This is a genomic window from Jidongwangia harbinensis (genome assembly GCF_020216025.1).
Taxonomy (GTDB): Bacteria; Actinomycetota; Actinomycetes; order Mycobacteriales; family Micromonosporaceae; genus Actinoplanes; species Actinoplanes harbinensis.
Genome location: NZ_JAIWNC010000007.1, coordinates 1 through 25,886 on the forward strand (window position 1 = coordinate 1; position 25,886 = coordinate 25,886).

The following is a 25,886-nucleotide window of genomic DNA, read 5'->3' on the forward strand; positions in this document are numbered from 1 at the left end:
CGGGGGGGGCCCCCCCCCCAACCACTCCCCCCACCCGTCCCGGGGGGGGGGCCCCCCCCTGGGGGGCCCCGCCCCCGCGTCGCACAGCCTGTCTGATTCTGACCATCCCCGACCGTGCCAATCTCCTAGCGCGTGGCTCGACGTCGGGGGAGGCGGACATGATCGTGCCGGGATACCGGGACCATCCCACCGAGGCTTGGGATCGGGACGCTCCGGCCGATCCCGCCGAGGCCGAGGACTTCCTGCGGCTCTGCTACCTGGAGAACCCCCGGCTGGGCCCGGTGGAGCCCCGGCTGGCCATCGTGCGCGCGCAGATCGCCGCCACCGGCACCTACGTGCACACCACCGAGGAACTCGGGTACGGCGCCAAGCTGGCGTGGCGCAACGCCAACCGGTGCATCGGGCGGCTCTACTGGCGCAGCCTGGTGGTGCTGGACCGGCGCCGGGCACGTACCGCGGACGAGATCTTCTCGCTCCTCGTGCATCACCTGCAGATCGCGTCCGGCGGTGAGCGGCCCGGCGCGATCCGTCCGGTGATCAGCGTCTTCCCGCCCGCGCGACCCGGCCGGCCGTACGCCCGGGTGTGGAACGACCAGCTCATCCGGTACGCCGGCTACCGGGGCGCGGACGGGCGGCCGGTCGGCGACCCGCGGCAGATCGCGTTCACCGCGGCGATGCGGGGCTTCGGCTGGCGGGGCAAGGGCGAGGCGTTCGACGTGTTGCCGCTGGTCGTCGAGACGCCGGCCGAGGGCCCACGGCTGTACGAACTGCCCGAACGCGCGATCCTCGAGGTGCCGCTCGGCCACCCGGAGTACGCCTGGTTCGCCGAACTCGGCCTGCGCTGGCACGCGGTACCGGCGATCGCGAACATGCGGCTCTCCGTCGGCGGGGTGCACTATCCGCTGGCCCCGTTCAACGGCTGGTACATGGGCACCGAGATCGGCGCGCGCAACCTGGCCGACGCGGACCGCTACGACATGCTGCCGGTCGTCGCCGCGCGGATGGGCCTGGACACCAGCCGCGAGTCGACCCTGTGGCGGGACCGGGCGCTGGTCGAACTGAACCGCGCGGTGCTGTGGTCGTTCGAACGGGCCGGCGTGAAGATGACCGACCACCACACCGAGTCGGCCCGGTTCCTGACCCACCTGGCCAACGAAGAGAAGGCCGGCCGGCCGGTGCCCGCGGACTGGACCTGGATCGTGCCGCCGATGTCCGGTGCGCTCACCCCGGTCTTCCACCGCTACTACGCGGAACTCGACCTGCGGCCGGCGTTCTACCTGGACGACGAGGCGGCGGCGCTGGCCCGCGACGGGACTACGCGAACTCGTTGACGTCGAAGTCGTCGGGCCGGCAGTGGAAGGTGACGTGGTCCGGGCGTACCCATTGCAGAACTTTGTGGGGAAAGTCCCGGGCCGCGATGCGTCCGGCGCTGCGCACCACGAAACCCTCCGAGGCGCTGGCGTCGCGGTGCCGGGCCCAGGCCGCCCGGGCCTCGGACAGGCTGGCGCCGCGGTAGAGCACCGGCACCACCGGCAGTTCCAGCCGCTGCGCCCAGTCCACGGTGTCGTCCCAGCCCAGCAACGTGTCGGTCTCGTCCCAGATGCCGTGCACGATGAAGACCCCGGGCAGATCCGTGTACGCGATGCTGCGCCGCGCCCACATCGACTCGCCGCAGACCCGCCAGTCGTCCGGGATCCGGTACGCGGTCATCGCCCACAACGCCTTCGCCGGCCGGTCCCACGGTTGCTCGCCGGAGTCGGGCGCGCGCCCGTACATCGCGTCCCGGGTGAAGGTGAGGCCGCCGCCGTCCAGCTTCTCGGTCACCACCAGTTCGCTGTCCAACCAGGACAGGTCCCGCTGGATCCGGTCGTCGGCGGGTGCGCCGGGGGAGTCCGGCAGATGCGGGGTACGCGGATGACGGTCGGTCATCAGAAGTCTCCCTCGGCCACCTGGAAGACGGTGAGTCCCAGCTCACGCCACATCCGGACGACCTGCTGCCGGTCGTCGAACACCCCGACGATCCGCCACCGCCCGCGGATCTTGTCGGCGAAGATCTCACTCTTGACGACCGAGTCGCGGCGGGAGTCGCCCCGGGCCCGCAGAAACAGTCCCTGGTACGGCACGTCGACGTGCCGGGCCAGCCAGGTCTCCGTGTCGGCGCGGGCCGTCTCGTCGCGGCCGGAGCAGAAGACCACCGCGTGCCCGGCCGCGTGCATGGCCCGGACCGCCGCGATGACCGCCTGGTTCGGCCGGTCCCGGCCGACCCGGGTCATGTCGTACGGGCTGCGGCCGTCGAGCAGCGCCACCGTGCCGTCGATGTCCACCAGCACCGCCGGCGGCAACTCCGGGTCCGGGTCGTACACCACGGCCGGTGCGCCCGGCGCCACGGACGGCACGGGCAACGGCAGTCTGCGGTCCCTGAGGTACAGGTCGTACATCCGCCGGATGCCCTTCTCGCCGACCCGCTCCGCCTCGGGTCGCGCGGCGTCCCGGCGCACGCACTCGTCCAGCGGTACGTCGGTGAAGTCGTGCACCTCGAACGTCGCGCCGTACCGGGCGGCCAGCGCCGCCCACTCCCGCACCGTGTCGGCCCGCAGGTTGGTGTCGTCGACGATCACGTCCGCACGGGCCTGCAGCAACTGCTCGACGGTGCCCCGCTGGACGGCCGCGACCTGCCCCTCCGCCCACGGCGTGAACAGCCGCCGCCCGTGCAGCATGTACCGCAGGTCGTCGCGGTTCACGCGGACCACGTAGGGCTGCAGCGTGCGGGCGAACGTGGTCTTGCCGGACGCGGGCAGCCCCCGGGTGATCAACAGCCTTGTCACTCGGCCATCTTCCGTCACGGCCGCGAGCGGCGGGAATGCGGTGAGGGGCCTTCACGTTATCCCTGGCGGACCCGCATCTGCCTCCTGATTTCGGATCGGGGTGGGCGACATGGCAGACTGGTCCATCGGCCAGCACAAGGTTCCGGTTCACGCCCGAGCCCACCGCCCTGGCGGGGCGGCGGGGTGCCGACGGCGACCCGGCGACCACACCATTCGAGAGGACCGAGCGACATGAAGCCCGACATCCACCCGCAGTACCAGGCCACCGAGGTCGTCTGTTCCTGCGGCAGCACGTTCACGACCCGCAGCACCGCGCAGGGCGGCGAGATCCGCGTCGAGACCTGCAGCGCCTGCCACCCGTTCTACACCGGCAAGCAGCGCGTCCTCGACACCGCGGGCCGGGTCGCCAAGTTCCAGGCGAAGTACGCGAAGGTCAACGCCGACAAGAAGAAGTAACTGCCTCGACGGCGCCCGGCTCCCAGTGGGGGCCGGGCGCCGTTCGTATGTAAGGGGAGCACCCTGTGAGCAACGACCGGCTGACCACCCTCCTGGAGGAGTACGCGGGGCTCGAGAAGCAGATGGAGGACCCCTCCATCCACGCCGACCAGGCGCTGGTGCGCCGGGTCGGCCGCCGCTTCGCCGAACTCGCGCCGCTGCACGCCGCGTACACCGAGCTGGAGGCGGCCCGCGCCGACCTGGCCGCGGCCCGCGAACTCGCCGCCGAGGACCCGTCGTTCGCCGGTGAGGTCGAGGCGGTCGCCGCGGCACTGGCGCCGCTGGAGGAGAAGCTCGGCGAGATGCTGATCCCGCGCGATCCGCACGACGCCAAGGACGTGATCATCGAGATCAAGGCGGGCGAGGGCGGGCAGGAGTCCGCACTGTTCGCCGGCGACCTGCTGCGCATGTACACCCGGTACGCCGAGCGCCACGGCTGGACCGTGGAGATCATCGACGCGCAGGACTCCGACCTGGGCGGGGTCAAGGACGTGTCGGCCGCGGTCAAGACGAAGGGCGTACCGGCCGGCGGGCACGGCGTCTGGTCCCGGCTGAAGTGGGAGGGCGGCGTGCACCGCGTCCAGCGGGTACCGGTCACCGAGAGCCAGGGCCGGATCCACACCAGCGCGGCCGGCGTGCTGGTGCTGCCCGAGGCGGAGGACGTGGACGTGCACATCGAGCCGGGCGACATCCGGATCGACGTGTTCCGCTCGTCCGGGCCGGGCGGTCAGTCGGTCAACACCACCGACTCCGCGGTCCGGATCACCCACCTGCCCACCGGCATCGTGGTCAGCTGCCAGAACGAGAAGAGCCAGCTGCAGAACCGGGAGCAGGCCATGCGCATCCTGCGGGCCCGGCTGCTCGCCGCCGCCCAGGAGGAGGCCGACGCGGCCGCCTCGGACGCGCGCAAGGCCCAGGTGCGTACGGTGGACCGCTCGGAGCGGATCCGGACGTACAACTTCCCGCAGAACCGGATCACCGACCACCGGATCGGCTACACCGCGTACAACCTCGACCTGGCCCTGAGCGGCGACCTGGACGGCGTGCTGGACGCGCTGGCCGAGGCCGACCGGGCGGCCCGGCTGGCCGGCGGATCGGAGATCAGCCGAAGGCCCTGACCGTGAGCGTGCCCTGGTCCAGGCACGTCAGGTAGCGGCCGGCGACCTGACAGCCGCCGATGCCGGCCAGGGTGCCGCGCAGCGTGCCGCGGCCGGCGACGTCGAACTCCCGCACCGCGTACCGGCCGGGCGGGTCCAGGGTGGGCGTGAACGTCAGCACCGTGCCCGTCTCGGTGTCCAGCACGGCCGGCCGGGTGGCGAGGTCGGCCAGGATCCGGCCGGTGACCGCGTCGGCCAGCGCGCTGCGGCCGGTGTCGTTCGCCTGCAGCAGCAACCGTCCGTCCGGAAGCGCGTGGGCGTTGTCCCACTTCTCGGCCCGCCACCGGATCGCGCCGGTGAGCGGGTCGCGGCCCACCAGCCCGCGCGGGCGGCCGCCGAAACACATCAGGGGCCGGCAGTCGACCATGCCGGTGAACGCGGTCGCGGGCGCCTCCCACCGCGGCTGGAGCGTGCCGGCGGCGTATGCGTTCACGGTCACGTTGCCGTTCCCCGAGCGGGCCACGAAGAGCGTGTCGCCCTGCGAGTGCAGGTCGGTGAACGCGCCGTCGGAGTCCCGGCTGAGCAGCCACGGCACCCGGCCCCGGGCGGTCACCGTGCCGTCGGAGAGCCGGCGTACCTCGATCCGGCCGTCCGGTCCGGCGGTGACTATCGCCTGCGTCGCGCGCACGACCGTCCAGTTCACCACCCGCTGTTCCGGCGTCCACGACCACACCGTGGTGCCGTCCCGGAGCCGGACCAGCCGGACCTTGCGCAGTCCGCCGCCGCGGAAGGCCCACTCGGTGAGCAGGAGCGTGTCGGGCGTCGCCCAGGACGGCTCGCCGCGCTGCTGCCACAGCTCCGCGCCGGTCCGCTGGTCCACCGCGACGGTCTGCACGGCGAACGACGCGTCGTAGCCGTTGTCCTCCGGCCCGGGCGCGGTCACCTGCGGTTCCGCGCTCGGGAGCAGGACGACCCCGTGCTGCTCGCCGTGGATCCACCCGTTCTGTCCCGGTGCCTTGCGGGACCACAGCAGCTCGCCGCGGGCCGCGTCGTAGGCCCGGATCGACGATCCGGACGAGGTGCCGAAGACGTAGACCATGTCGGCGGTCACCTGCAGGCTGTCGTCCGGCTGGCCGGACACCGACCACACGGTGCGCAGCATCTGCGGGTCCGGCCGGGCCGAGCCGGTGACCGTCAGCACGCACAGGGCGGCCACCGCGGCCACCGCGTAGCGGCGGAGGTGGAACGGCCCGCCGCGGCGCCGGGCCGGTTCGGCGGGGGGCGAGCCGGACGTGACGTCACCCAGCTCGATCACGGTCACGGCGACGGCTCACTCTCAGGCGGGCTTGCGGCTGGCGGCGGCCGCCGCCAAGGCTGCACTCAGCGTACGACCCTTGGTGCCGACCTCGGACCATCCCGCGGCCAGGCCGATCGGGGTACCCGGAACCAGTGCCTGCCAGTTCTCCGCGGCCGCGGCGGCGCTGAGCCGGCGGGACACCTCGGCGGCCTGCGTCGGGCCGGCGCCGGGCAGCACCACCACGAACTCGTCACCGGCGAACCGGGCCACGAAGTCGCCGCGCCGCATCACCCGGTTCAGCACCCCGGCGATGCGCTGCAGCACCAGGTCGCCACAGTGCCGGCCGTGCCGGGCGTTGACCGCGGTGAAGCCGATCAGGTCACACACGCCGACCGCCGCCCGCTCGCCGCGGGCCAGCATCGCGGACACGTACCGCTCCAGCTGGCGCCGGTTCGGCAGGCCGGTGAGCGGATCGCTGAGCGACTCGTCGTCGTACCGGTGGGCCTCGCGGCTGGTCTCCTGGGCGTCCAGCCGGGCCGCCACCCCGTCCAGATAGCCGTCCCGGAGCCGGTCGATGCGCTGGGCGGCGAGGCGGAAGGCGTACCGGTCGGCGGCGTGCGCGGCCTCGTGGTCGCCGGCCACCGCGTGGCAGATGCTGCGCAGGCGGGCCGGTTCCGCGGCACCCAGGATCTCCGCGGACACCGGCACCGCGTCGAGCCGGTGCAGCGCGTCGGCCGGGTGGCCGGCCGCGATGGCGAGGCACACCCCGCCGAGGTGGCGCAGGTCCCGGGAGCGCACGCTGTCGCCGCCGGCGGCCAGCAGGCCGGTCACGTCCGCGTCGGTGGACTCGCCCAGCGCGGCCCGGCGGGCCAGGGCGTAGCCGTACACCGCCCGGCTGCTCGGGCGCAGCCGGGCGTCCGCGCCGGTGGCCAGGTACCGGGACAGCTCCGCGTCGATGTCCCGCAGTACCCGCAGGCAGCCGTCGGTGTCGCCCTGGTGGTCCAGCGACACCGCGTTGCGCATCCGGATGCCGGGTGCCGCGAACACCTCGGGTGCCAGCCCGACCGCGGCGCCGACCTGCCGGGCCTGCTCGATCGCGGTCAGCGCATGGCCGTGAAAACCGAGATAGGAGTACGCCATCGCGAGGTCGTGCCAGCCCCAGGCGGTCTCGGTGTCGCCGTCCGGCACCGCGGCCAGCGCCCGGGACGCCTGCACCAGATGGGTCACGCCCCGGTCCGAGGCGCCCTGCAGGTGCGCGCCGAGCGCCGCGAAGGCGTGCATCTGACCGCGCAGGTACGGGTCGGGAACCTCCCGCACCGCACCCGACGCGACGGTCATCGCGGAGGACAGCTCGGCCACCTGGCCCAGGTTGATCATCGCGCCGAACCGCTGGACCAGCGCGTACGCCCGGGTGGTGGGGTCGGTGGTCTGCTCGAGGACCCGGTCCAGGAGCGGCAACGCCTCGGCGGACCGCCCGCCCTGCTGAAGTTGCCCCGCCTGCCGCAACTCCGCGACGTTGTCCGCGAGCTGGTCCAACCAACTCAACAGGCGCCTCCCACGGCTGACCGCTGCCCCGCGGCCGGAAAGCCCAACCCGGCCGGTTGTGCCCGCACGCGACGTTTCATGATTATGCCGTGACACCGGCTGACGAACACCCCTCGGCGGGCACGGAACGGACGGCCCTGGCTCCGTTGCTGGCCAGTGCCGCCGCCGACCTCGAAAAGGCCGGTGTCGATTCGTCCCGCGCCGAGGCCGAACAGATCGCCGCGCACGTCCTGGACGTGCACCGCGGCCGGCTGGCGCTGATCGACACGGTCCGCGCGGACGAACAGCGGCGGATCGCCGACCTGGTGGCCCGCCGCGCCACCCGGGTGCCGTTGCAGCACCTGCTCGGCACGGCCGCGTTCCGGTATCTCGAGCTGGCCGTCGGCGACGGGGTGTTCGTGCCCCGCCCGGAGACCGAACTGCTGGCCGGCTGGGGCATCGAGCACGTCCGGCCCGGCGCCACCGTGGTCGACCTGTGCAGCGGCACCGGGGCGCTGGCCCTGTCGGTGGCGCACGAGGCCGCACCGGGCCGGGTGGTCGCGGTGGAACGGTCCCCGGCCGCGCTGGTCTGGCTGCGCCGTAACGCGTCGGCGTACCCCGTGGTCGAGGTCGTGCCCGGCGACGTGACCGACCCGGACCTGCTGGCCGGCCTCCGCGGCGGGGTGGACGTGGTGCTGTGCAACCCGCCGTACGTTCCGGACGGCACCGCCGTGCCACCCGAGGTGGCCGACCACGACCCGGCCGAGGCGGTGTTCGGCGGCGCGGACGGACTCACCGTGATCCGGCCGGTCGTCGGGCTGGCCGCCGGGCTGCTCCGGCCCGGCGGCGTGGTCGGCATCGAGCACGACGACGTGCACGCCGACGCGGTGCCCGCCCTGCTCGGCGCGGACGGCCGGTTCACCGACGTGACCGGCCACCGGGACCTGTCCGGGCGCCCACGATATGCGACAGCCCGCCGCCGCTGATGCGGAGTGCCCGCACCATGGCAGACTGCATCGTGTGATGCTCTACGACTGCCGGACCACCGCCGACCGGGACCGGGGCATCGCCGCGGCCGTCGAGGCGGTCAAGAGCGGCGAACTCGTGGTGTTGCCCACCGACACGGTGTACGGCATCGGCGCCGACGCGTTCACCCCGCACGCGGTGACCGCCCTGCTCAACGCGAAGGGCCGCGGCCGCAACGTGCCGCCGCCGGTGCTGGTCGGCTCCCGCCACACCCTCGACGGCCTGGTGTATTCGTTGCCCAAGGCCGCCCGCGACCTGGCCGACGCGTTCTGGCCGGGCGCGCTGACCATCATCGTCGAGCACTCGCCGAGCCTGCAGTGGGACATCGGCGACACCGGCGGCACGGTCGGCGTGCGGATGCCGCTGCACCCGGTGGCGCTCGAGGTGCTGCGCGAGGTCGGCCCGATGGCGGTGTCCTCCGCGAACAAGCACGGCCAGCCCGCCGCCACCACCGCGGAGGAGGCGCGCGACCAGCTCGACTACTCGGTCCGCGTGTACCTCGAAGCGGGACAGTGCCCGGAGCCGGTGCCGAGCACGATCGTCGACGTGACCGGCGACGTGCCGCGCATCGTGCGCGCCGGCGCGATCCCGTGGGAGAAGCTCCAGGACGTGGTGCCCGAGCTCCCGCCGGGACTGGCCTGAGATGGCGCCGTTCACGGTTCTGCACGTGTGCATGGGCAACATCTGCCGTTCGCCGATGGCGGAGCGGCTGCTGGCCCGCGCCGTGCGAGACCGTGCGACGGCGCTGGCCTCGGCCGGCGGCGGCACCGGACCGGCCGACCAGCTGGTCCGCAGCGTCAGCGCCGGCACCGGCGGCTGGCACGAGGGCGAGGCGATGAACCCGCCCGCGTCCCGCCAGGTCCTCGGCCGCGGCGGCGCGGTGGACGGCTTCACGGCCCGCAAGCTGCGCGGCGACTTCATCGACGAGGCCGACCTGGTCCTCACCGCCACCGCCGACCAGTACGACTACGTGGTCGCCCTGCGGCCGGAGGCGGCGGCCCGTACGTTCGTGCTCGGCGAGTTCGGCCGCCTGCTGCCCACCGTCGACGCCGGTGCCCTGCCACCGGCCGGGCCCACCCTCGACGCGGTGTACGCACGCGGCGTCGCGATCGTCGAGGCGGTGCACGCCCGGCGCGGCAGTGACCCGGCGCTGCCCACCGACGACCTGGACGACCCGTGGGGACGCGGCGACCAGACGTTCACCCGGATCGGCGACGAGATCGAGGACACCACGGTCCCGTTCGCCACGCTCCTGCTGCCCTGACCAGGCGTCACGGGACCCGGCTGGGCGCCTTCGGGTCGAGCTGTTCGGCGCCGCGGGCGATGTTGCGGGCCATCCCGCTGAAGATGACGCCGTGGAACGGCAGCACCGCGGCCCAGTACGCGTGCCCGGCCAGCCCCCGCGGCACGAACACCGCCCGCTGCCGGTACCGGCTGTGGGTGTCGTCCACCCGCTCCGCGTACATCTCCAGCCAGGCCCGGCCCGGCACCCGCATCTCGGCCCGCAGCCGCAGCAGCTCGCCGGGGCAGATCTCCTCCACCCGCCACCAGTCCAGCGCCTCGCCGACCAGCAGCCGGTCCCGGTCGCGCCGTCCGCGGCGCAGCCCGACGCCGCCGACCAGGCGGTCCAGCCAGCCGCGCACCGACCAGGCCAGCGGGAACGAGTACCACCCGTTCTCACCGCCGACGCTCTCGATCACCCGCCACAGCGCGGCCGCCGGCGCCTGCACGTCCCGGTGCCGGTCGTCGATGTAGACCGAGCCGCCGGACCAGGACGGGTCGCTGGGCAGCGGCTCGGCGGCCACGTCCCGGCCGGCCGCGTTGGACCACCGGGTCTCCACGTCGGCGTCGCGGATCTTGTCGAGCGCGCGCCGGACCGCCTCGTCGAAACCCAGCAGATCCCCGTCGGGTACGTGGACGGCGATGTCGTGTTCGTGCGTCACGGCCTCGTGCACCAGGCTGGCCACCAGGGGGCGGGCGATCGCGTTCGGCACCGGCGTGATCGCGCCGACCCAGTGTGCGGACAGCCACGGGCTCAACGGTCGTACCGGCAGGATCACCCGGCGGCGCAGGCCGGCCACCGCGGCGTACCGGTGCATCATCTGCTCGTAGGTGAGCACGTCCGGGCCGCCGATGTCGAAGCCGCGGTTCACCTCGGGCGGCAGGTCGGCGGCGGCGATCAGGTAGCGGAGCACGTCGCGTACCGCGATGGGCTGGATCCGGTTGTGCACCCAGCGCGGCGTGATCATGACCGGTAGGCGTTCGGTCAGGTAGCGCAGCATCTCGAACGACGCCGAACCGGAACCGATGATCACCGCGGCCCGCAGCACCGCGGTGGGTACCCCGCTGGCCAGCAGGATGTCGCCCACCTCGGCGCGGGAGCGCAGGTGCGGCGACGGGCGGTCGCCGGCCGGGGTCTCCGGACCGCCCAGGTAGACGATGCGGCGGACCCCGGCGGCCCGGGCCGCGGCGGCGAAGTTCTCCGCGGCCCGCCGGTCCAGTTCCTCGAAGCCGGGCTGTCCGAGCGAGTGCATCAGGAAGTACGCGACATCGACGTCCTGGAACGCGGGCGCCAGCGTGTCGGGCCGGCCCAGATCGCCCTCGACCACCTCCACCCGGTCCGCCCAGGGCACGTCCCGCAGCCGTCCGGCGCTGCGGGACAGGCAGCGGACGGTGTGACCGGCGTCGAGCAGACGGGGAGCCAGGCGGCCACCGATGTACCCGGTGGCGCCGGTGACGAGACAGCGCATAACTCATGACTGTGCCCGCAGGCAGGGGTGGATAAGCCATATGCTCGAAATCGCAGCGCCGCCGACGTGAGGAACGCCATGCACACGTACTGGGGTCCGGACTTCGACCTGTTGGCGCGTGAGGATCCGGAGATCGCCGGGGTGGTGCTGGGCGAGCTGGACCGGCAGCGCGCCGGCCTGCAGCTCATCGCCAGCGAGAACTTCACGTCGCCGGCGGTCCTGGCCGCGCTCGGTTCCACGCTGACCAACAAGTACGCCGAGGGGTACCCCGGGCACCGCTACTACGGCGGGTGCGCCCAGGTGGACCGGGCCGAGGACCTCGCCGTGCAGCGCGCCCGGGACCTGTTCGGCGCGGAGCACGCGAACGTGCAGCCGCATTCCGGGGCGTCGGCGAACCTGGCCGCGTACGCCGCCCTGGTCCAGCCGGGCGACACGGTGCTGGCGATGGACCTGCCGCACGGCGGTCACCTCACCCACGGCAGCAAGGTCAACTTCTCCGGCAAGTGGTTCCACCACGTCGGGTACACCGTGCGCGCGGACACCGAGCTGATCGACTACGACGAGGTTCGCGACCTGGCCCTGGCGCACCGTCCGAAAATGATCATCTGTGGCGCCACCGCGTACCCCCGCCTGATCGACTTCGCCCGGTTCCGGGCGATCGCCGACGAGGTGGGCGCGTACCTGATGGTGGACGCGGCACACTTCATCGGCCTGGTCGCCGGGCGGGCGGTGCCGTCACCCGTAGCGCACGCCGACGTGGTCACCTGCACCACCCACAAGGTGCTGCGCGGACCGCGGGGCGGCATGATTCTCTGCCGTGAGGATCTCGCCCCGCGCATCGACAAGGCCGTCTTCCCGTTCACCCAGGGCGGGCCGATGATGCACGCCGTGGCCGCGAAGGCGGTCGCTCTGCGGGAGGCGGCGCGGCCCGATTTCCAGCGGTACGCCGAGCAGGTGGTCCGGAACGCCCAGGCGCTGACCGCCGGGCTCGCCGCCGAGGGGATGCGCCCGGTCTCCGGTGGCACCGACACCCACCTCGCCCTGCTCGACCTGCGCGAGGCGGGCGTCACCGGCCGGGACGCCGAGGCGCGCTGCGAGCTGGCCGGGATCACGCTGAACAAGAACGCCATTCCGTACGACCCGGAGCGGCCGACCGTGGCCTCCGGGGTGCGGGTGGGCACACCGTGCGTGACCACCCAGGAGATGCGGGAGGGCGAGATGCGTCACATCGCCGGGCTGATCGCGCTCGCGGTGGGCGCCGACCCGCGGACCGCGCCCGGTGCGGCCCGGCTGGCCGACGTGCGTGACGAGGTGACCGCGCTGGTCCGGCGGTTCCCGGCGTACGCGGCGACCGGGGTCCCGGCGTGAGCGGGGCGGAAACCGGGCGGCCCGCGAACCCGGCGACCGGGGTCCCCGGCGTGAGTGCGCCGGAAACCGGGCGGCCCGCGACCGGGGTCCCCGGCGTGAGCGGGCCGGAAACCGGGGGGCCCGCGACCCGGGGGGTGCCGACGCAGGGTGGGGCGGTGCGGCCCGGGGTGGTGCGCGCGATCCTCGGCCGGGACGTCGACGACGACCAGCGCCCGCTGCCGGAGCTGCCGCCGCTGCCCGAGGACCCGCGCTGGCGGATCGAGCACCTGCCGTTCGTCGCGGCGGTCGGGTTCGCCCTGGTGCTCTGCGCGGCCTCGATCGGCTTCCTCGCCGGTGGTCCGACCGCCGCCCTCGGTGCCGGCGCGGGTACCGCCGTGGTGACCGTCGGCGTCACGCTGACCACGCTGGTCATCGCGTGGGCGGACGTGATTCGGCCGGCCCTGGTGATGCCGGTGGGGCTGGCGGTCTATGTGATCAAATACTCATTGATCATCTTCCTGATGATCAGCGTTGCGGCCAGTGGGTGGGCCGGTGGTGATCCGATGGCCTGGGGCATCGCGGGCGGCAGCATCGTGCTGACCGGGGTGCAGGTGTGGTGGCTGACCCGGCTGGCGCGCCGCCGCACGCCCTGATCTGGCTGGTCAGCTGGCTTGCGGCGGGACTCGGCGCCCGATCCGGTGACAGCCGTGCGGCAGCCCTGGCCCCGGCTTGAATCGGAGGGGTACTGTTTCGCCGAGCCGCCAGCGCCCCCGTCGCCGGGACAACCCACCGTTGTCCGGGGGGTCTCGGCCAGCCTCATGTTTCCTGCTGATATCGTTTCGCCCGTCATGGCCGGTCAGCAGCCCCCCTCAGAACCCCGCAAGGACGACGCCTACGAACCGGTGAATTCCGGTTCCGGTTACGTGGCGATCAGTTACCTCATCGGGGGAATGGTCGTGTGGGGCGGGATCGGCTGGCTGGTGGATCAGTGGCTCGGCACCAAGGGCATCGCGATGGGTATCGGAGCGGTGGTCGGCGGCGCGGCCGGTGTCTACCTCATTGCGCGCCGTCTCGGCGCCTGACCTGGAAGGGCTACGGTGACCGGTCGAACGATCGTTCTCGCGTCGGAGGTTCCTTTCCCGCCGAGCGTCGAGGACTTCTACCTGCCCAGCATCGTTCCGTGGGGCGGGCACGACTACTGGTTCACCAAGATCACTCTGCTGCTGTGGATCACGGTCGCGATGCTGATCATCTTCTTCCTGGTGGCCTACCGGAAGCCGAAGCTGGTGCCGACCAAGCGGCAGTGGCTCGCCGAGTCGATCTACGGGTTCGTGCGGAACAACATCGCCGTCGACATGATCGGCAAGGAGGGCGTGCGCTTCGCGCCGTACCTCACGACGCTCTTCTGCTTCATCTTCGTGATGAACCTCTGGGGCATCGTGCCGATGGCCCAGATCTCGCCGAACTCGCACATCGCGTTCCCGATCATCCTCGCGCTGATCAGCTGGGTGATGTTCATCTACCTGGGCTTCAAGAAGCACGGCATCGGCTACATCAAGTTCGCCCTGGTGCCGCCGGCCCCGTGGTTCATCCTGCCGATCCTGGTGCCGATCGAGTTCTTCTCGAACTTCATCGTGCGGCCGTTCTCGCTCGCCATCCGGCTCTTCGCCAACATGTTCGCGGGCCACATGCTGCTGTTGGTCTTCACGCTCGGCGGCTTTGCGATGATCAACGCGAACGCACTGCTGACGCCGATCTCGATTCTGTCCTGGCTGATGACCATCGCTCTGACGTTCCTCGACTTCGCGGTCATCGCGTTGCAGGCCTACGTCTTCACGGTGCTGACCGCCAGCTACATCCAGGGCTCGCTCGCGGAAAGTCACTGAGCCCGAGCCCTGGTCTGAGTTTCCTGTTGTAAGGCCCGTTGTCGTCCCGCATGACAGTCATGCGAGATACCAGGAGGAACTGAGCAATGGCACCACTTGCTGAAGTTGTCGGTAGCACCGCCGCCATCGGCTACGGCCTCGCGGCCATCGGCCCCGGCATCGGTGTGGGTCTGGTCTTCGCCGCCTACATCCAGTCGACCGCGCGCCAGCCCGAGTCGGCCCGTATCACCCAGCCGTTCCTCTGGATCGGCTTCGCCGTGGTCGAGGTTCTCGCCCTGCTGGGTATCGCGTTCGGCTTCATCTGGGCCGGCGAACTCTGATCCTCAGCCTCGACAGGAGGTGCCCATGAAATCCGTTGACTATCTGGCTTCCGAGGCCGAGCACAGCCCGATCGTGCCGCTCTGGCAGGAGCTGGTACTCGGTTCGATCGCCTTCGCCATCATCTGCTTCGTCCTGATGAAGTTCGTCTTCCCCCGCATGGAGGAGACGTTCCGGGCCCGGGTCGACGCGATCGAGGGCGGGATCAAGCGCGCCGAAACGGCGCAGGCCGAGGCGAACGAGCTGCTCGAGCAGTACCGTGCGCAGCTCGCCGAGGCCCGCACCGAGGCGGCCCGGATCCGCGACGAGGCCCGTGCCGACGCGGAGGGCATCCGGCAGGACGTTCTCGCCAAGGCCCGGGAGGAGTCCGACCGGATCATCGCGGCCGGCACCGAGCAGCTGGCCGCGCAGCGCGAGAGCATCGTGCGGGAACTGCGCGCCGAGGTGGGCACGCTCGCCGTCGACCTGGCCGGCCGGATCGTCGGTGAGTCGCTCGCCGACGAGGCGCGCAACCGCGGCACGGTCGACCGGTTCATCAACGAGCTGGACGCCACCGGCCCGACCGGCGGGCGGCGCTGATGGCGTCCGCCGGCCGGGAGGCCTTCGCCGAAGCGGCGGAGCGGCTCGCCGCGGACACCGCCAAGGCCACGGCCGCGCAGCTGGCCACGGTCGCCGACGAGATCCTGTCGGTGGCCCGTCTGCTGCAGGGCGAGCCGCGGCTGCGCCGGGCGCTGACCGACCCGTCGCGCAGCAGCGCGGACCGGTCGGAACTGCTCCGGTCGGTGCTCTCCGGCAAGCTGACCAAGGCCGCCGTGGACGTGCTCGCGTTGCTGGCCGGCGGCCGGTGGTCCCGGCCCAGCGAACTGCTGGACGCGGTCGAACGCCTCGGCGTCGACGCGCTGCTGCAGTCCGCGGACCGGTCCGGTGACCTGGCCGAGGTGGAGGACGAGCTGTTCCGTTTCGGGCAGACCGCCTCCGCGCACCCCGAGTTGGCGGTCACGCTCGGTGACCCCGGTGCGCCGATCGAGCGGCGGGCTAAGCTGGTGCAAGACCTGCTGAAAGGCAAGGTCCGGCTGGCCACGGGGCGACTCGTCGAGGTGGCGCTCGAAGGGTTCGGCGGCCGGGGCTTCGAGGCTTCGCTGACCCGGCTGGTGGAGTTGACCGCGGCGAAACGCGACCGTCAGGTGGCGTACGTGACCGTTGCGCGGCTCCTCAGTGATGACGACGAGCAGCGACTGGCTGCCAAGTTGTCCGCCATGTACGGCCGGCAGGTCTCGCTGAAGGTCGACGTCGATCCGCGGATCGTCGGCGGCGTCAGCGTCCGGGTCGGCTCCGACCTCTACGACGGCACGACCCTGCGGCGGCTCAACGAGGCCAAGCAGGCGTTCGCCCGATAAGTTTCGTTCCCTTCGACGGCGGCGACGCCGACGAGCAGCCCCTCGGTGGCGGCGACGTCCCGAGCACACAAGAGAAGGCAGAGGATGGCCGAGCTGACCATCTCCTCGGACGAGATCCGGGGGGCGCTAGAGCGCTACGTCTCGTCCTACACGCCCGAGGTCTCCCGCGAGGAGGTCGGCATCGTCTCCGATGCGGGCGACGGCATCGCGCACGTCGAGGGCCTGCCCTCGGTGATGGCGAACGAACTGCTCGAATTCTCCGACGGCACGCTGGGCGTGGCCCTGAACCTCGACGTCCGTGACATCGGCGTCGTGGTCCTCGGCGACTTCACCGGCATCGAGGAGGGGCAGCCGGTCAAGCGGACCGGCCGCGTCCTCTCCGTGCCGGTCGGCGACGCGTTCCTCGGCCGGGTGGTCAACGCCCTGGGCGAGCCGATCGACGACCGTGGCGACATTCCGAACGAGGGCTTCCGCGAGCTGGAGCTGCAGGCGCCGAACGTGATGGCGCGGCAGCCGGTGAAGGAGCCGCTGCAGACCGGCATCAAGGCGATCGACGCCATGACGCCGATCGGCCGCGGCCAGCGCCAGCTGATCATCGGCGACCGTAAGACCGGTAAGACCACGGTCGCGCTCGACACGATCATCAACCAGCGAGCCAACTGGGAGTCCGGCGACCCGAAGAAGCAGGTCCGCTGCATCTACGTGGCGATCGGCCAGAAGGCGTCGACGATCGCCAGCATCCGGGGCACGCTCGAGGAGCAGGGCGCGCTGGAATACACCACGATCGTGGCGTCGCCCGCGTCCGACCCGGCCGGCTTCAAGTACATCGCGCCGTACACCGGCTCGTCCATCGGACAGCACTGGATGTACGCCGGCAAGCACGTCCTGATCGTGTTCGACGACCTCACCAAGCAGGCCGAGGCGTACCGCGCCGTGTCCCTGCTGCTGCGCCGCCCGCCGGGCCGCGAGGCGTACCCGGGTGACGTCTTCTACCTGCACTCCCGCCTGCTGGAGCGCTGCGCCAAGCTCTCCGACGAGCTGGGTGGCGGCTCGATGACCGGTCTGCCGCTGATCGAGACGAAGGCCAACGACATCTCGGCCTACATCCCGACCAACGTCATCTCGATCACCGACGGGCAGATCTTCCTCGAGGCGGACCTGTTCGCCTCCGGTGTGCGCCCGGCCATCAACGTCGGCACCTCGGTGTCCCGGGTGGGCGGTTCCGCGCAGGTCAAGGGCATGCGCCGGGTCTCCGGCCGGCTCCGTCTCGACCTGGCCCAGTACCGCGAGCTGGAGGCGTTCTCGGCCTTCGCCTCCGACCTGGACAAGGCGTCGCGGGCCCAGCTGGAGAAGGGCGTCCGCCTGGTCGAGCTGCTCAAGCAGCCGCAGTACTCGCCGTACTCGGTGGTCGACCAGACGATCGTGATCTGGGCCGGCACCACCGGCCAGCTCGACGACATCCCGGTCGGTGACGTCCGGCGGTTCGAGGCCGAGCTGCTGCAGTGGATCAAGCGGCACCGCAGCGAGACCTACACCGCGATCGAGTCGTCCGGCGTCCTCACCGACGAGCAGGTGGAGACCCTGGAGTCCGGTGTGGCGGAGTTCAAGCCGCTGTTCAAGCAGGGTGACACCGGCATCAAGCTGCACGAGGCCGAGGCCGAGCCGATCGAGGAGGGCCACGAGACTCGCGAGACCGTCACCCGCGAGGTGCGCTCCAGCAAGGACGAGGCCTAGCCATGGCCGGTCAGGTACAGCTCCTCCGGCGGCGCATCCGCACCGTCCGGTCGACCAAGAAGATCGCCAAGGCGCAGGAGCTGGTGGCCACCAGCCGCATCGCCAAGGCCCAGGAGCGGGTGGCTGCCTCCAAGCCGTACGCCGAGGCGATCACCCGGGTCCTCACGGCGCTGGCCACGAACGCGACGATCGACAACCCGCTGCTGACCCCGCGCGAGCGGGTGCAGCGGGCCGGCGTCCTGCTCATCACCAGCGACCGGGGCCTGGCCGGCGCCTACAACGCCAACGCGATCCGCACCTGTGAGCAGCTGATCGCCCGGCTGCGCGCGGACGGCAAGGACGTGGCGCTGTACGTCATCGGCCGCAAGGGTGTCGGCTACTACCGGTTCCGCAACCGGCCGATCTCGGCCAGCTGGACCGGTTTCTCCGAGCGTCCGTCCTTCGAGGACGCCCGGCGGGTCGGGGACGCGCTGCTCGGCGCGTTCGTGTCCGGGGCCGACGACAACGGCGAGCAGCACGGCCCGGAGAACATCGAGGGCGTGGACGAACTGCACATCGTCAGCACCCAGTTCAAGTCGCTCATCACGCAGTCCGCACAGGCGCACTTCCTGGCGCCGATGCAGGTCGAGGAGCGCGAGCGGGAGCCCGGTCTGCGCCCGGCGTACGAGTTCGAGCCGGAGGCCGGCGAGCTGCTGGACGCGCTGCTGCCGAAGTACCTCAACACCCGCATCTACGCGGCGTTGCTGGAGTCGGCGGCGAGCGAGTCGGCGTCCCGGCGGCGGGCCATGAAGAGCGCCTCGGACAACGCGGACGACCTGCTCAAGCGGTACACCCGAGAGATGAACTCCGCGCGGCAGGCCGCGATCACCCAGGAAATCAGTGAAATCGTCGGCGGCGTCGAGGCGCTGTCCGCGTCGGGAAGTGATGGATGATGACTGCTGTAGCTGAGCCCACCAAGACGGAGACCGGCGTCGGCCGCGTCGTCCGGGTCATCGGCCCGGTCGTCGACGCCGAGTTCCCGCGCGATGCGATGCCCGACATCTACAACGCGCTGCACGTCGACGTGACCCTCTCCGAGGGCACCAAGACGCTGACCCTGGAGATCGCGCAGCACCTCGGCGACAACGTGGTGCGGGCGATCTCGATGCAGCCCACCGACGGCCTGATCCGGGGTGCCGAGGTCCGGGACACCGGCGCGCCGATCTCGGTGCCGGTCGGCGACGTGACCAAGGGCCATGTGTTCAACGCGCTCGGTGAGGTGCTCAACGCCGACCCGTCCACGCTGAACGTCACCGAGCGCTGGCCGATCCACCGCCAGCCTCCGGCGTTCGCCGACCTCGAGCCGAAGACCGAGATGCTGGAGACCGGCATCAAGGTGCTCGACCTGCTCGCGCCGTACGTGCGCGGTGGCAAGATCGGCCTGTTCGGCGGCGCGGGCGTGGGCAAGACGGTGCTCATCCAGGAGATGATCATCCGGGTGGCCCGCAACTTCGGCGGTACCTCGGTGTTCGCCGGCGTGGGTGAGCGCACCCGCGAGGGCAACGACCTGATCCTGGAAATGGCCGAGGGTGGCGTGCTCGACAAGACCGCCCTGGTGTTCGGTCAGATGGACGAGCCGCCGGGCACCCGCCTGCGGGTCGCGCTGACCGCGCTGACCATGGCGGAGTACTTCCGGGACGTGCAGAACCAGGAGGTGCTGCTCTTCATCGACAACATCTTCCGGTTCACCCAGGCCGGTTCCGAGGTCTCCACGCTGCTCGGCCGCATGCCGTCCGCGGTGGGTTACCAGCCCACCCTGGCCGACGAGATGGGCCAGCTGCAGGAGCGGATCACCTCGGTCCGGGGCAAGGCGATCACCTCGCTGCAGGCGATCTACGTGCCCGCCGACGACTACACCGACCCGGCGCCGGCCACCACGTTCGCCCACCTGGACGCGACCACGAACCTCGAGCGGTCGATCTCCGACAAGGGCATCTACCCGGCCGTGGACCCGCTGGCCTCCAGCTCGCGGATCCTGGCGCCGGAGTTCGTCGGTGCCGAGCACTACGCGGTCGCCCGTGAGGTGCAGCGGATCCTGCAGAAGTACAAGGACCTGCAGGACATCATCGCCATCCTCGGTATGGACGAGCTCTCCGAGGAGGACAAGGTCACGGTGCAGCGGGCCCGCCGCATCGAGCGTTTCCTCTCGCAGAACACGTACGCCGCCGAGCAGTTCACCGGCGTTCCCGGCTCGACGGTCCCGCTGAAGGAGACCATCGAGGCGTTCAAGAAGATCAGCGAGGGCGAGTACGACAGCTTCCCCGAGCAGGCCTTCTTCATGTGCGGTGGCCTGGAGGACCTCGAGCGCAACGCGCACGAGCTGATGAAGGGCTGATCCACCCGGGTCTGGGAAAGTGTGAGCCGCGTCGACCATGTCGGCGCGGCTCACTCGTTCGAGTAATCTTGTCGGTGGACACTTGCGCGCCCCTGCGATCATCCCCATGGTGGCAGGGCCATTGACCAGCATGGTTGGGGATCGGGTGGCAAAGGGCGAATCGGGCACGCCTCGGCGGGCGGCGAAGGTCGGCGCCGAGGGCGCGAAGCCCAGGCGGCGGCGTGCTCCGCTGTGGGCGCGGCTGTGCGCGGTCTTCGGCTGCCTCCTCATGGTCATCAGCGGCGGTGCGCTCGTCACCAGCCAGGTGCTGGTGGCCCGCTACGCCGGTGCGGTCAACAACCAGGACCTGTTCGGTGACGCCGCGGTCGCCGGGGAGAAGAAGGACAAGCCGAGCGAGATCAAGGGCCCGGCGACCATCCTGCTGGCCGGCATCGACCCGCGCGACACCAAGACCGCGCCGCTGTCGGACTCGATCATCGTGGTGCACGTACCGAAGAACATGAACGAGGCGTACGTCTTCTCCGTCCCGCGGGACCTCCGGGTGGAGATCCCGGCGTACGAGAAGACCGGGTTCAACGGCGGCACCGACAAGATCAACTCGGCGATGTCGTACGGCAGCCGGAAGCCCGACGGCGGGCACGACATCGCCCAGGGGTTCGGCCTGCTGGCGAAGACGATGTCCAAGCTCACCGGGGTCGAGGAGTTCGACGCCGGCGCCATCGTGAACTTCGGCGGCTTCAAGAAGATCGTCGACGCGATGGGCGGCGTCACCATGACGATCGACCAGGACGTCAAGTCCGAGCACCTGCAGCCCAACGGTCAGTCCCGGCCCAAGCTGGCGCGGTGCTCCGACAACCAGTGCGAGCACCCCTACTACGGGCCGCAGAAGCAGTACAAGAAGGGCACCCGCCACCTCAAGGGGTGGGAGGCGCTGGACTACGTCCGCCAGCGGTACGGCCTGAAGAACGGCGACTACGACCGGCAGCGGCACCAGCAGCAGTTCATCAAGGCCATCGCCAAGCAGGCGCTGAGCAAGGACGTGGTGACCAATCCGGCCAAGCTGGACCGGGTGCTGCGGGCCGCCGGTGGGTCGCTCACCTTCGCCGGGCGCGGCTACAACGTGGTCGACTGGGGCCTGGCCCTGAAGAACGTCAGCCCGGAGAACATGACCCTGATCAAGCTGCCCGGCCGCTCACTGATCGAGGGCGGGCAGTACCGGGGCGAGGCGCTGGACCCGTCCGCCGAGGAGTTCTTCGACGCATTGAAGAACGACAGCGTCGGTACGTTCCTGCTCAGTCACCCCGAGTTCATCCAGGCCGAGGAGTAGCCACCCGGGACACCGGGCCGGCGTACCGCCATCTAGAATTCCACCCGTCAGGGTTCGTAGGACTGAGGAGACAGCGTGGCCAGTCAGCTGCACGTCCGGGTCGTCGCCGTCGAGGAGCGGATCTGGTCCGGTGACGCCGACATGGTCGTCGCCCGGACGACCGAGGGCGAGATCGGCGTCCTGCCCGGCCACGCACCGCTGCTCGGTCTGCTCAAGGAGCCCAGCCAGGTGCGGGTCAAGCTCGCCGGCGGAGACCAGCTGACCTACGACGTCACCGGCGGTTTCCTCTCCATCGACGCGGACGGCGTGACCGTCCTGGCGGAGAGTGCCACCCCCGCCACGCCCGACGCGCACTGACGCCCACGATGCAGATTCTGGAACTCCTCGGAATCTGTTTCGGCGCGTTCCTCGCGCTACTCCTAGCGATCTTCCTCCGCCGCCGGCTGCTCATGGCCGGCGGCGGAACCATTCGGGTCCAGGTCCGGGTCAGCACGATGGTCCCCGGTCGCGGCTGGTCGTCCGGCATCGGCCAGTTCGTCGGCGACGAGCTGCGCTTCCACCGCATGTTCAGCTTCGCGGTCCGGCCCAAGCGGGTGCTCGACCGGCGCGGGCTCACGGTCGACGACCGCCGCCTCCCGGAGGGGCCGGAACGCCTCGCCATGCCCGGCGACTGGGTGATCCTGACCTGCACCACCGACGGCTGCCGGGTGGAGATCGCGATGGCCGAGTCCACGGTCACCGGTTTCCTGTCCTGGCTCGAGGCCGGCCCGCCCGGCCGCCGGCTTCACCCGCACAGGTCGGCCGGCGGCTCGGAGACCAGCTCCACCTCGTAACCCCAGCCGTCCTCCAGGTAGGCCGCGTAGCTGTCCGGCCCACCCGCGTGCGGATGCCGGTCCGCGAACATCAGCGCCCAGCCGTGCTCCGGCGCCGCCGCGGCCAGCCGGTCCACCTCGTCCCGGCCGCCCACCGTGAACGCCAGATGGTTCAGCCCGGGCGCCAGCCGGTCGTGCACCGGCCCGGACCGGGCCGGTGACTCCTCCAGCACCAGGTACGTCCTGCCGTGCCGCCAGGACCGGCCCAGCGCCCACCGCTGGTACGGCACCCAGCCCAACTCGCCCAGCAGCCAGCCCCACGGGCCCACGGCTCCACTCAGGTCCGGCACCCACAGCTCGACGTGGTGCAGGCCGCCGGTCACCGTCCCGCGCCGCCCGGCACCCACTTGACGTCGCCGTTCGGGTTGGCCGTCCGGGCCAGGATGAACAGCAGGTCGGACAGCCGGTTCAGATACTTCGCCGGCAGCACGCCGGTGCGCTCCGGGTCCGCCGTGCACAACGCCCACACCGAACGTTCGGCCCGCCGTGCCACGGTCCGCGCCACGTGCAGCAGCGCGGCGCCCGGGGTGCCGCCGGGGAGCACGAAGGAGTCCAGCGCCGGCAGGAGTTCGTTGAACTCGTCACACCAGCCCTCGAGCCGCTCCACGTACGCCTCGGTGATCCGCAGCGGCGGGTACGGCGGGTTCTCCGACTCCGGATTGCACAGATCGGCGCCCACGTCGAAGAGGTCGTTCTGGATCGTCGCGAGCATGGTCCGCAGGTCGGCGGTCAGCCCGCCCAGGGCCAGCGCCACGCCGAGCGCGGCATTGCACTCGTCGACGTCGGCGTACGCCACGATCCGCGGATCGGTCTTCTCCACCTGCTCGTTGTTGCCCAGGCGGGTCTGCCCGGCGTCGCCGGTCTTGGTGTAGATGCGGGTGAGATGCACGGCCATGGCACCCACCCTACGGAGCCCGGTGCGGAGAACCCCATACGATGGCCCGCGTGGATGTGATCAGGGTGAAGGGCGGCGCGCGGCTCGCCGGTGACGTCACGGTCGGCGGCGCGAAGAACTCCGCGCTCAAGCTGATGGCGGTCGCACTGCTCGCCGAGGGACAGACCGTGATCGGGAACGTGCCCCGGATCACCGACATCGCCATCATGGCCGAGGTGCTGCGCCGGCTCGGTTGCCAGGTGACGCTGGACGGCACCGAGGCGACCATCGACGTACCGGCCGAGCCCGGCAGCGAGGCCGACTACGACCTGGTGCGCCGTCTGCGCGCGTCGATCTGCGTACTGGGCCCGCTGCTGGCCCGCCGCGGGTACGTCCGGGTGGCGCTGCCCGGCGGCGACATGATCGGCTCCCGCGGCCTGGACATGCACGTCTCCGGGCTGGCCCGGATGGGCGCCGACATCACCGGCGAGCACGGCTTCGTCATCGCGTCCGCGCCGAACGGGCTGCGCGGCTCGAAGATCTGGCTGGACTTCCCGAGCGTCGGCGCCACCGAGAACCTGCTGATGGCCGCGGTGCTGGCCAAGGGCGTCACGGAGATCGACAACGCGGCCCGCGAGCCGGAGATCGTGGACATCTGCCAGATGCTCAACGCGATGGGCGCCCGGATCTCCGGCGCCGGAACGTCCATCCTGGAGATCGAGGGCGTGGACGCGCTCCGGCCGGTGCGGCACACCACGGTGGGCGACCGGATCGTGGCCGGCACCTGGGCGTTCGCCACCGCCATGACGCGCGGTGAGGTGACCGTGCACGGCGTGCGCCCGGAATTCCTGGACATCGCGCTGGACAAGCTGGTGCAGGCCGGCGCGGTGGTCGACCCCGGAGAACAGCACTTCCGGGTACGCATGGACGACCGCCCGAAGGCCGTGGACATCGTGACGCTGCCGTTCCCGGGCTTCGCCACCGACCTGCTGCCGATGGCGATCGGCCTGGCCACGGTGGCCGAGGGCTCGTCGCTGATCACCGAGAACATCTTCGACGGCCGGTTCATGTTCGTGAACGAGATGGTGCGGCTCGGTGCGGACATCCGTACCGACGGGCACCACGCCGTGGTCCGCGGCCGGGAGCGGCTCTCCGGAGCGCCGGTCCGGGCGACCGACATCCGGGCCGGTGCCGGGCTGGTCATCGCCGGGCTGTGCGCGGACGGCGTCACCGAGGTCGGCGAGGTCCACCACATCGACCGCGGCTACCCCGACTTCGTGTCCGACCTGGCGAAGCTCGGCGTCGAGGTGGAACGCGCGGACGTGCCGGAGCCGACGTTCGACTTCTGAGCCCACCCGCGGCGGAAAACCCATGCGAGTACGTGACATGAGCCCGTACCCCGGAGGTCAGAGGGCCGGGAGGTCGCCGACCAGCCGGCGGGCCTCCTCGATGTGTTCCGGAAAGACCAGCACGGCGACCTGGCCGTCCGGCCGGAGCGCGCGGGTGGCCCGGATGCCGGCGTCGGCGAGCAGCCGCCGGATGTCGTCGGCCACCTCCGGCTCGTCGACCACCGCGGCCGGGCAGAGCAGGCCGTAGTCCTCCTGCTCGCCGAAGATGGCCAGCCCGTACAGCTCGCGCAGCGGGTCGTCGGCGCGTTCCACCCATTGCAGTCCGAGGCGCCAGAACACCACGCCGACGATGCCGATCAGCATGACGGCGACCAGTGGCCCGATGAGGTACCAGCCGTCGCTCGTGGCCATGGGCACAGTCTGGCACCGGCGATCACGGTTTTCCCTGGATTTGCCCCGATCGGGACAACGGCCCGGTGGCTGAGTCCTCGTTAAGGCCTTTCGCTAGGGTGAACAGAGGACTTCAGCGACGAAGGAGACGCACATGGCGGGTCGGCTCGCGGTCATCGGCTCGGGTCTGATGGGCTCTGGCATCGCCCAGGTGTCGGCACAGGCCGGGTGGCAGGTCACCATGCGGGACATCGACGATGCCTCGCTCTACCGCGGTGTCAGCGCGATCCGGGACTCCCTGGGCCGGTTCGCCGCCAAGGGAAAGATCTCGGAGGAGGACGCCGAGGAGACGCTCAGCCGGATCACCACCACCACCGACCTGGACGCGGCGGCGGACGCGGACATCGTGGTGGAGGCGATCTTCGAGCGGATCGAGGCGAAGCACGAGGTGTTCCGCACGCTCGACAAGATCTGCAAGGCCGGCGCGGTCCTGGGCACCAACACCTCCGCCATCCCGATCACCCAGATCGCCGCCGTGACCGCCCGGCCGGAGTCCGTGGTCGGCATCCACTTCTTCTCGCCGGTGCCGATGATGAAGCTCGTCGAGCTGGTCCGCGGCTACCAGACCTCGGACGACACGCTGGCCGCCGCCCGGTCGTACGCGGAGGAGGTCGGCAAGACCTGCGTCGAGGTCAAGCGGGACGTGGCCGGCTTCGTCTCCAACCGGCTGTTCGCCGCGCTGGTGGTCGAGGCGATCAAGCTGGTCGAGACCGGGGTGGTCTCCGCGGCCGACCTGGACACGGTCATGAAGCTCGGCTTCGGGCACACCATGGGCCCGCTGGCGACCGTCGACCTGACCGGCATCGACGTGCTGCTGCACGCCGCCCAGAACATCTACCACGACACCGGCGACGACAAGTTCTTCCCGCCGGAACTGATGCAGCGCATGGTCACCGCCGGCGACCTGGGCCGCAAGACCGGCAAGGGCTTCTACTCGTACTAGG

The 25,886-nt window shown here is 71.3% G+C and carries 29 protein-coding genes; 21 read left to right on the plus strand and 8 right to left on the minus strand.

Going from position 1 to position 25,886, the window contains the following annotated elements:
* Positions 1-158 precede the first annotated feature (158 nt).
* The gene (locus LDL48_RS11780; RefSeq protein WP_225255105.1) at positions 159-1,331 is read left to right on the plus strand and encodes a nitric oxide synthase oxygenase; all 1,173 of its coding nucleotides are present in this window, start codon (positions 159-161) and stop codon (positions 1,329-1,331) included.
* On the opposite strand, the gene LDL48_RS11785 is transcribed toward LDL48_RS11780, so the two are convergent.
* Complete coding sequence (locus tag LDL48_RS11785; RefSeq protein ID WP_225255106.1) at positions 1,315-1,929, minus strand: RNA ligase family protein; 615 nt, start codon at positions 1,927-1,929, stop codon at positions 1,315-1,317. The genes LDL48_RS11780 and LDL48_RS11785 overlap by 17 nt on opposite strands.
* Complete coding sequence (locus LDL48_RS11790; RefSeq protein WP_225255107.1) at positions 1,929-2,825, minus strand: phosphatase domain-containing protein; 897 nt, start codon at positions 2,823-2,825, stop codon at positions 1,929-1,931. Before LDL48_RS11790 ends, LDL48_RS11785 begins: the two co-directional genes overlap by 1 nt.
* Before the next feature lie 231 nt (positions 2,826-3,056).
* Here LDL48_RS11790 and rpmE point away from each other — a divergent pair, with 231 nt between their 5' ends.
* Together rpmE and prfA are read left to right on the plus strand one after the other, a co-directional pair.
* Positions 3,057-3,281, plus strand: a complete 225-nt coding sequence (gene rpmE / locus LDL48_RS11795) for a 50S ribosomal protein L31 (protein ID WP_225255108.1) — start codon at positions 3,057-3,059, stop codon at positions 3,279-3,281.
* A 65-nt stretch (positions 3,282-3,346) separates the two neighbouring features.
* On the plus strand, positions 3,347-4,438 hold the full coding sequence (gene prfA / locus LDL48_RS11800; RefSeq protein WP_225255109.1) for a peptide chain release factor 1: 1,092 nt from the start codon (positions 3,347-3,349) through the stop codon (positions 4,436-4,438).
* Here the strand turns inward: prfA and LDL48_RS11805 are convergent.
* Entirely contained in the window at positions 4,422-5,738 is a 1,317-nt protein-coding gene (locus LDL48_RS11805; RefSeq protein WP_225255110.1) for an outer membrane protein assembly factor BamB family protein, read from the minus strand. The genes prfA and LDL48_RS11805 overlap by 17 nt on opposite strands.
* A gap of 15 nt (positions 5,739-5,753) precedes the next feature.
* Positions 5,754-7,259 carry a GGDEF domain-containing protein gene (locus LDL48_RS11810; RefSeq protein WP_225255111.1) on the minus strand — a complete coding sequence of 502 codons (1,506 nt, stop codon included), beginning with the start codon at positions 7,257-7,259 and terminating at the stop codon, positions 5,754-5,756.
* Positions 7,260-7,348: 89 nt separating this feature from the next.
* Here LDL48_RS11810 and prmC point away from each other — a divergent pair, with 89 nt between their 5' ends.
* Genes prmC through LDL48_RS11825 form a run of 3 tightly spaced genes read left to right on the plus strand, consistent with a single transcriptional unit; the run spans position 7,349 to position 9,528 of the window.
* Positions 7,349-8,224: a peptide chain release factor N(5)-glutamine methyltransferase gene (gene prmC, locus LDL48_RS11815; protein WP_372472109.1), complete on the plus strand. Its 876-nt coding sequence runs from the start codon at positions 7,349-7,351 to the stop codon at positions 8,222-8,224.
* A gap of 37 nt (positions 8,225-8,261) precedes the next feature.
* Entirely contained in the window at positions 8,262-8,906 is a 645-nt protein-coding gene (locus LDL48_RS11820; RefSeq protein WP_225255135.1) for an L-threonylcarbamoyladenylate synthase, read from the plus strand.
* A 1-nt stretch (position 8,907) separates the two neighbouring features.
* The gene (locus LDL48_RS11825; RefSeq protein WP_225255112.1) at positions 8,908-9,528 is read left to right on the plus strand and encodes an arsenate reductase/protein-tyrosine-phosphatase family protein; all 621 of its coding nucleotides are present in this window, start codon (positions 8,908-8,910) and stop codon (positions 9,526-9,528) included.
* 7 nt (positions 9,529-9,535) lie between these two features.
* Here LDL48_RS11825 and LDL48_RS11830 read toward each other — a convergent pair whose 3' ends face one another.
* Entirely contained in the window at positions 9,536-11,014 is a 1,479-nt protein-coding gene (locus tag LDL48_RS11830; protein WP_225255113.1) for an SDR family oxidoreductase, read from the minus strand.
* Positions 11,015-11,092: 78 nt separating this feature from the next.
* Between LDL48_RS11830 and glyA the strand changes: the two genes are divergently transcribed.
* From glyA to LDL48_RS11895, 13 genes are all read left to right on the plus strand, one after another.
* Positions 11,093-12,382: a serine hydroxymethyltransferase gene (glyA, locus tag LDL48_RS11835; RefSeq protein WP_225255136.1), complete on the plus strand. Its 1,290-nt coding sequence runs from the start codon at positions 11,093-11,095 to the stop codon at positions 12,380-12,382.
* 155 nt (positions 12,383-12,537) lie between these two features.
* Positions 12,538-13,014 (plus strand): hypothetical protein, encoded by a 477-nt coding sequence (locus tag LDL48_RS11840; protein ID WP_308016451.1) that lies wholly within the window; start codon positions 12,538-12,540, stop codon positions 13,012-13,014.
* Positions 13,015-13,209: 195 nt separating this feature from the next.
* Positions 13,210-13,443 carry an AtpZ/AtpI family protein gene (locus tag LDL48_RS11845; RefSeq protein ID WP_225255114.1) on the plus strand — a complete coding sequence of 78 codons (234 nt, stop codon included), beginning with the start codon at positions 13,210-13,212 and terminating at the stop codon, positions 13,441-13,443.
* Positions 13,444-13,458: 15 nt separating this feature from the next.
* Entirely contained in the window at positions 13,459-14,247 is a 789-nt protein-coding gene (gene atpB, locus LDL48_RS11850) for a F0F1 ATP synthase subunit A (RefSeq protein ID WP_225255115.1), read from the plus strand.
* An 86-nt stretch (positions 14,248-14,333) separates the two neighbouring features.
* On the plus strand, positions 14,334-14,567 hold the full coding sequence (locus LDL48_RS11855; RefSeq protein ID WP_225255116.1) for an ATP synthase subunit C-like protein: 234 nt from the start codon (positions 14,334-14,336) through the stop codon (positions 14,565-14,567).
* A gap of 25 nt (positions 14,568-14,592) precedes the next feature.
* Positions 14,593-15,144 (plus strand): F0F1 ATP synthase subunit B, encoded by a 552-nt coding sequence (locus tag LDL48_RS11860; RefSeq protein WP_225255117.1) that lies wholly within the window; start codon positions 14,593-14,595, stop codon positions 15,142-15,144.
* Positions 15,141-15,962: a F0F1 ATP synthase subunit delta gene (locus tag LDL48_RS11865; protein ID WP_225255138.1), complete on the plus strand. Its 822-nt coding sequence runs from the start codon at positions 15,141-15,143 to the stop codon at positions 15,960-15,962. Before LDL48_RS11860 ends, LDL48_RS11865 begins: the two co-directional genes overlap by 4 nt.
* An 84-nt stretch (positions 15,963-16,046) precedes the next feature.
* Positions 16,047-17,696, plus strand: a complete 1,650-nt coding sequence (gene atpA, locus LDL48_RS11870; protein ID WP_225255118.1) for a F0F1 ATP synthase subunit alpha — start codon at positions 16,047-16,049, stop codon at positions 17,694-17,696.
* A gap of 2 nt (positions 17,697-17,698) precedes the next feature.
* On the plus strand, positions 17,699-18,628 hold the full coding sequence (locus tag LDL48_RS11875; RefSeq protein ID WP_225255119.1) for a F0F1 ATP synthase subunit gamma: 930 nt from the start codon (positions 17,699-17,701) through the stop codon (positions 18,626-18,628).
* Complete coding sequence (gene atpD / locus LDL48_RS11880) at positions 18,628-20,070, plus strand: F0F1 ATP synthase subunit beta (RefSeq protein ID WP_372472112.1); 1,443 nt, start codon at positions 18,628-18,630, stop codon at positions 20,068-20,070. Before LDL48_RS11875 ends, atpD begins: the two co-directional genes overlap by 1 nt.
* Before the next feature lie 229 nt (positions 20,071-20,299).
* Positions 20,300-21,397 (plus strand): LCP family protein, encoded by a 1,098-nt coding sequence (locus tag LDL48_RS11885; RefSeq protein WP_225255139.1) that lies wholly within the window; start codon positions 20,300-20,302, stop codon positions 21,395-21,397.
* A 75-nt stretch (positions 21,398-21,472) separates the two neighbouring features.
* The gene (locus LDL48_RS11890; protein ID WP_225255121.1) at positions 21,473-21,754 is read left to right on the plus strand and encodes a F0F1 ATP synthase subunit epsilon; all 282 of its coding nucleotides are present in this window, start codon (positions 21,473-21,475) and stop codon (positions 21,752-21,754) included.
* A gap of 8 nt (positions 21,755-21,762) precedes the next feature.
* A complete protein-coding gene (locus tag LDL48_RS11895; RefSeq protein ID WP_225255122.1) occupies positions 21,763-22,230 on the plus strand; it encodes a DUF2550 domain-containing protein in 468 nt (155 codons plus the stop codon).
* On the opposite strand, the gene LDL48_RS11900 is transcribed toward LDL48_RS11895, so the two are convergent.
* The gene (locus tag LDL48_RS11900) at positions 22,182-22,616 is read right to left on the minus strand and encodes a VOC family protein (protein WP_225255123.1); all 435 of its coding nucleotides are present in this window, start codon (positions 22,614-22,616) and stop codon (positions 22,182-22,184) included. The two genes, LDL48_RS11895 and LDL48_RS11900, sit on opposite strands and share 49 nt — an antisense overlap.
* Entirely contained in the window at positions 22,589-23,164 is a 576-nt protein-coding gene (locus LDL48_RS11905; RefSeq protein ID WP_225255124.1) for a cob(I)yrinic acid a,c-diamide adenosyltransferase, read from the minus strand. Before LDL48_RS11905 ends, LDL48_RS11900 begins: the two co-directional genes overlap by 28 nt.
* A gap of 41 nt (positions 23,165-23,205) precedes the next feature.
* Between LDL48_RS11905 and murA the strand changes: the two genes are divergently transcribed.
* Complete coding sequence (gene murA, locus LDL48_RS11910; protein ID WP_225255125.1) at positions 23,206-24,492, plus strand: UDP-N-acetylglucosamine 1-carboxyvinyltransferase; 1,287 nt, start codon at positions 23,206-23,208, stop codon at positions 24,490-24,492.
* Between the two features lie 57 nt (positions 24,493-24,549).
* On the opposite strand, the gene LDL48_RS11915 is transcribed toward murA, so the two are convergent.
* Positions 24,550-24,903 carry a hypothetical protein gene (locus LDL48_RS11915; RefSeq protein WP_225255126.1) on the minus strand — a complete coding sequence of 118 codons (354 nt, stop codon included), beginning with the start codon at positions 24,901-24,903 and terminating at the stop codon, positions 24,550-24,552.
* Between the two features lie 133 nt (positions 24,904-25,036).
* Here LDL48_RS11915 and LDL48_RS11920 point away from each other — a divergent pair, with 133 nt between their 5' ends.
* On the plus strand, positions 25,037-25,885 hold the full coding sequence (locus tag LDL48_RS11920; protein ID WP_225255127.1) for a 3-hydroxyacyl-CoA dehydrogenase family protein: 849 nt from the start codon (positions 25,037-25,039) through the stop codon (positions 25,883-25,885).
* Position 25,886: the final 1 nt, after the last annotated feature.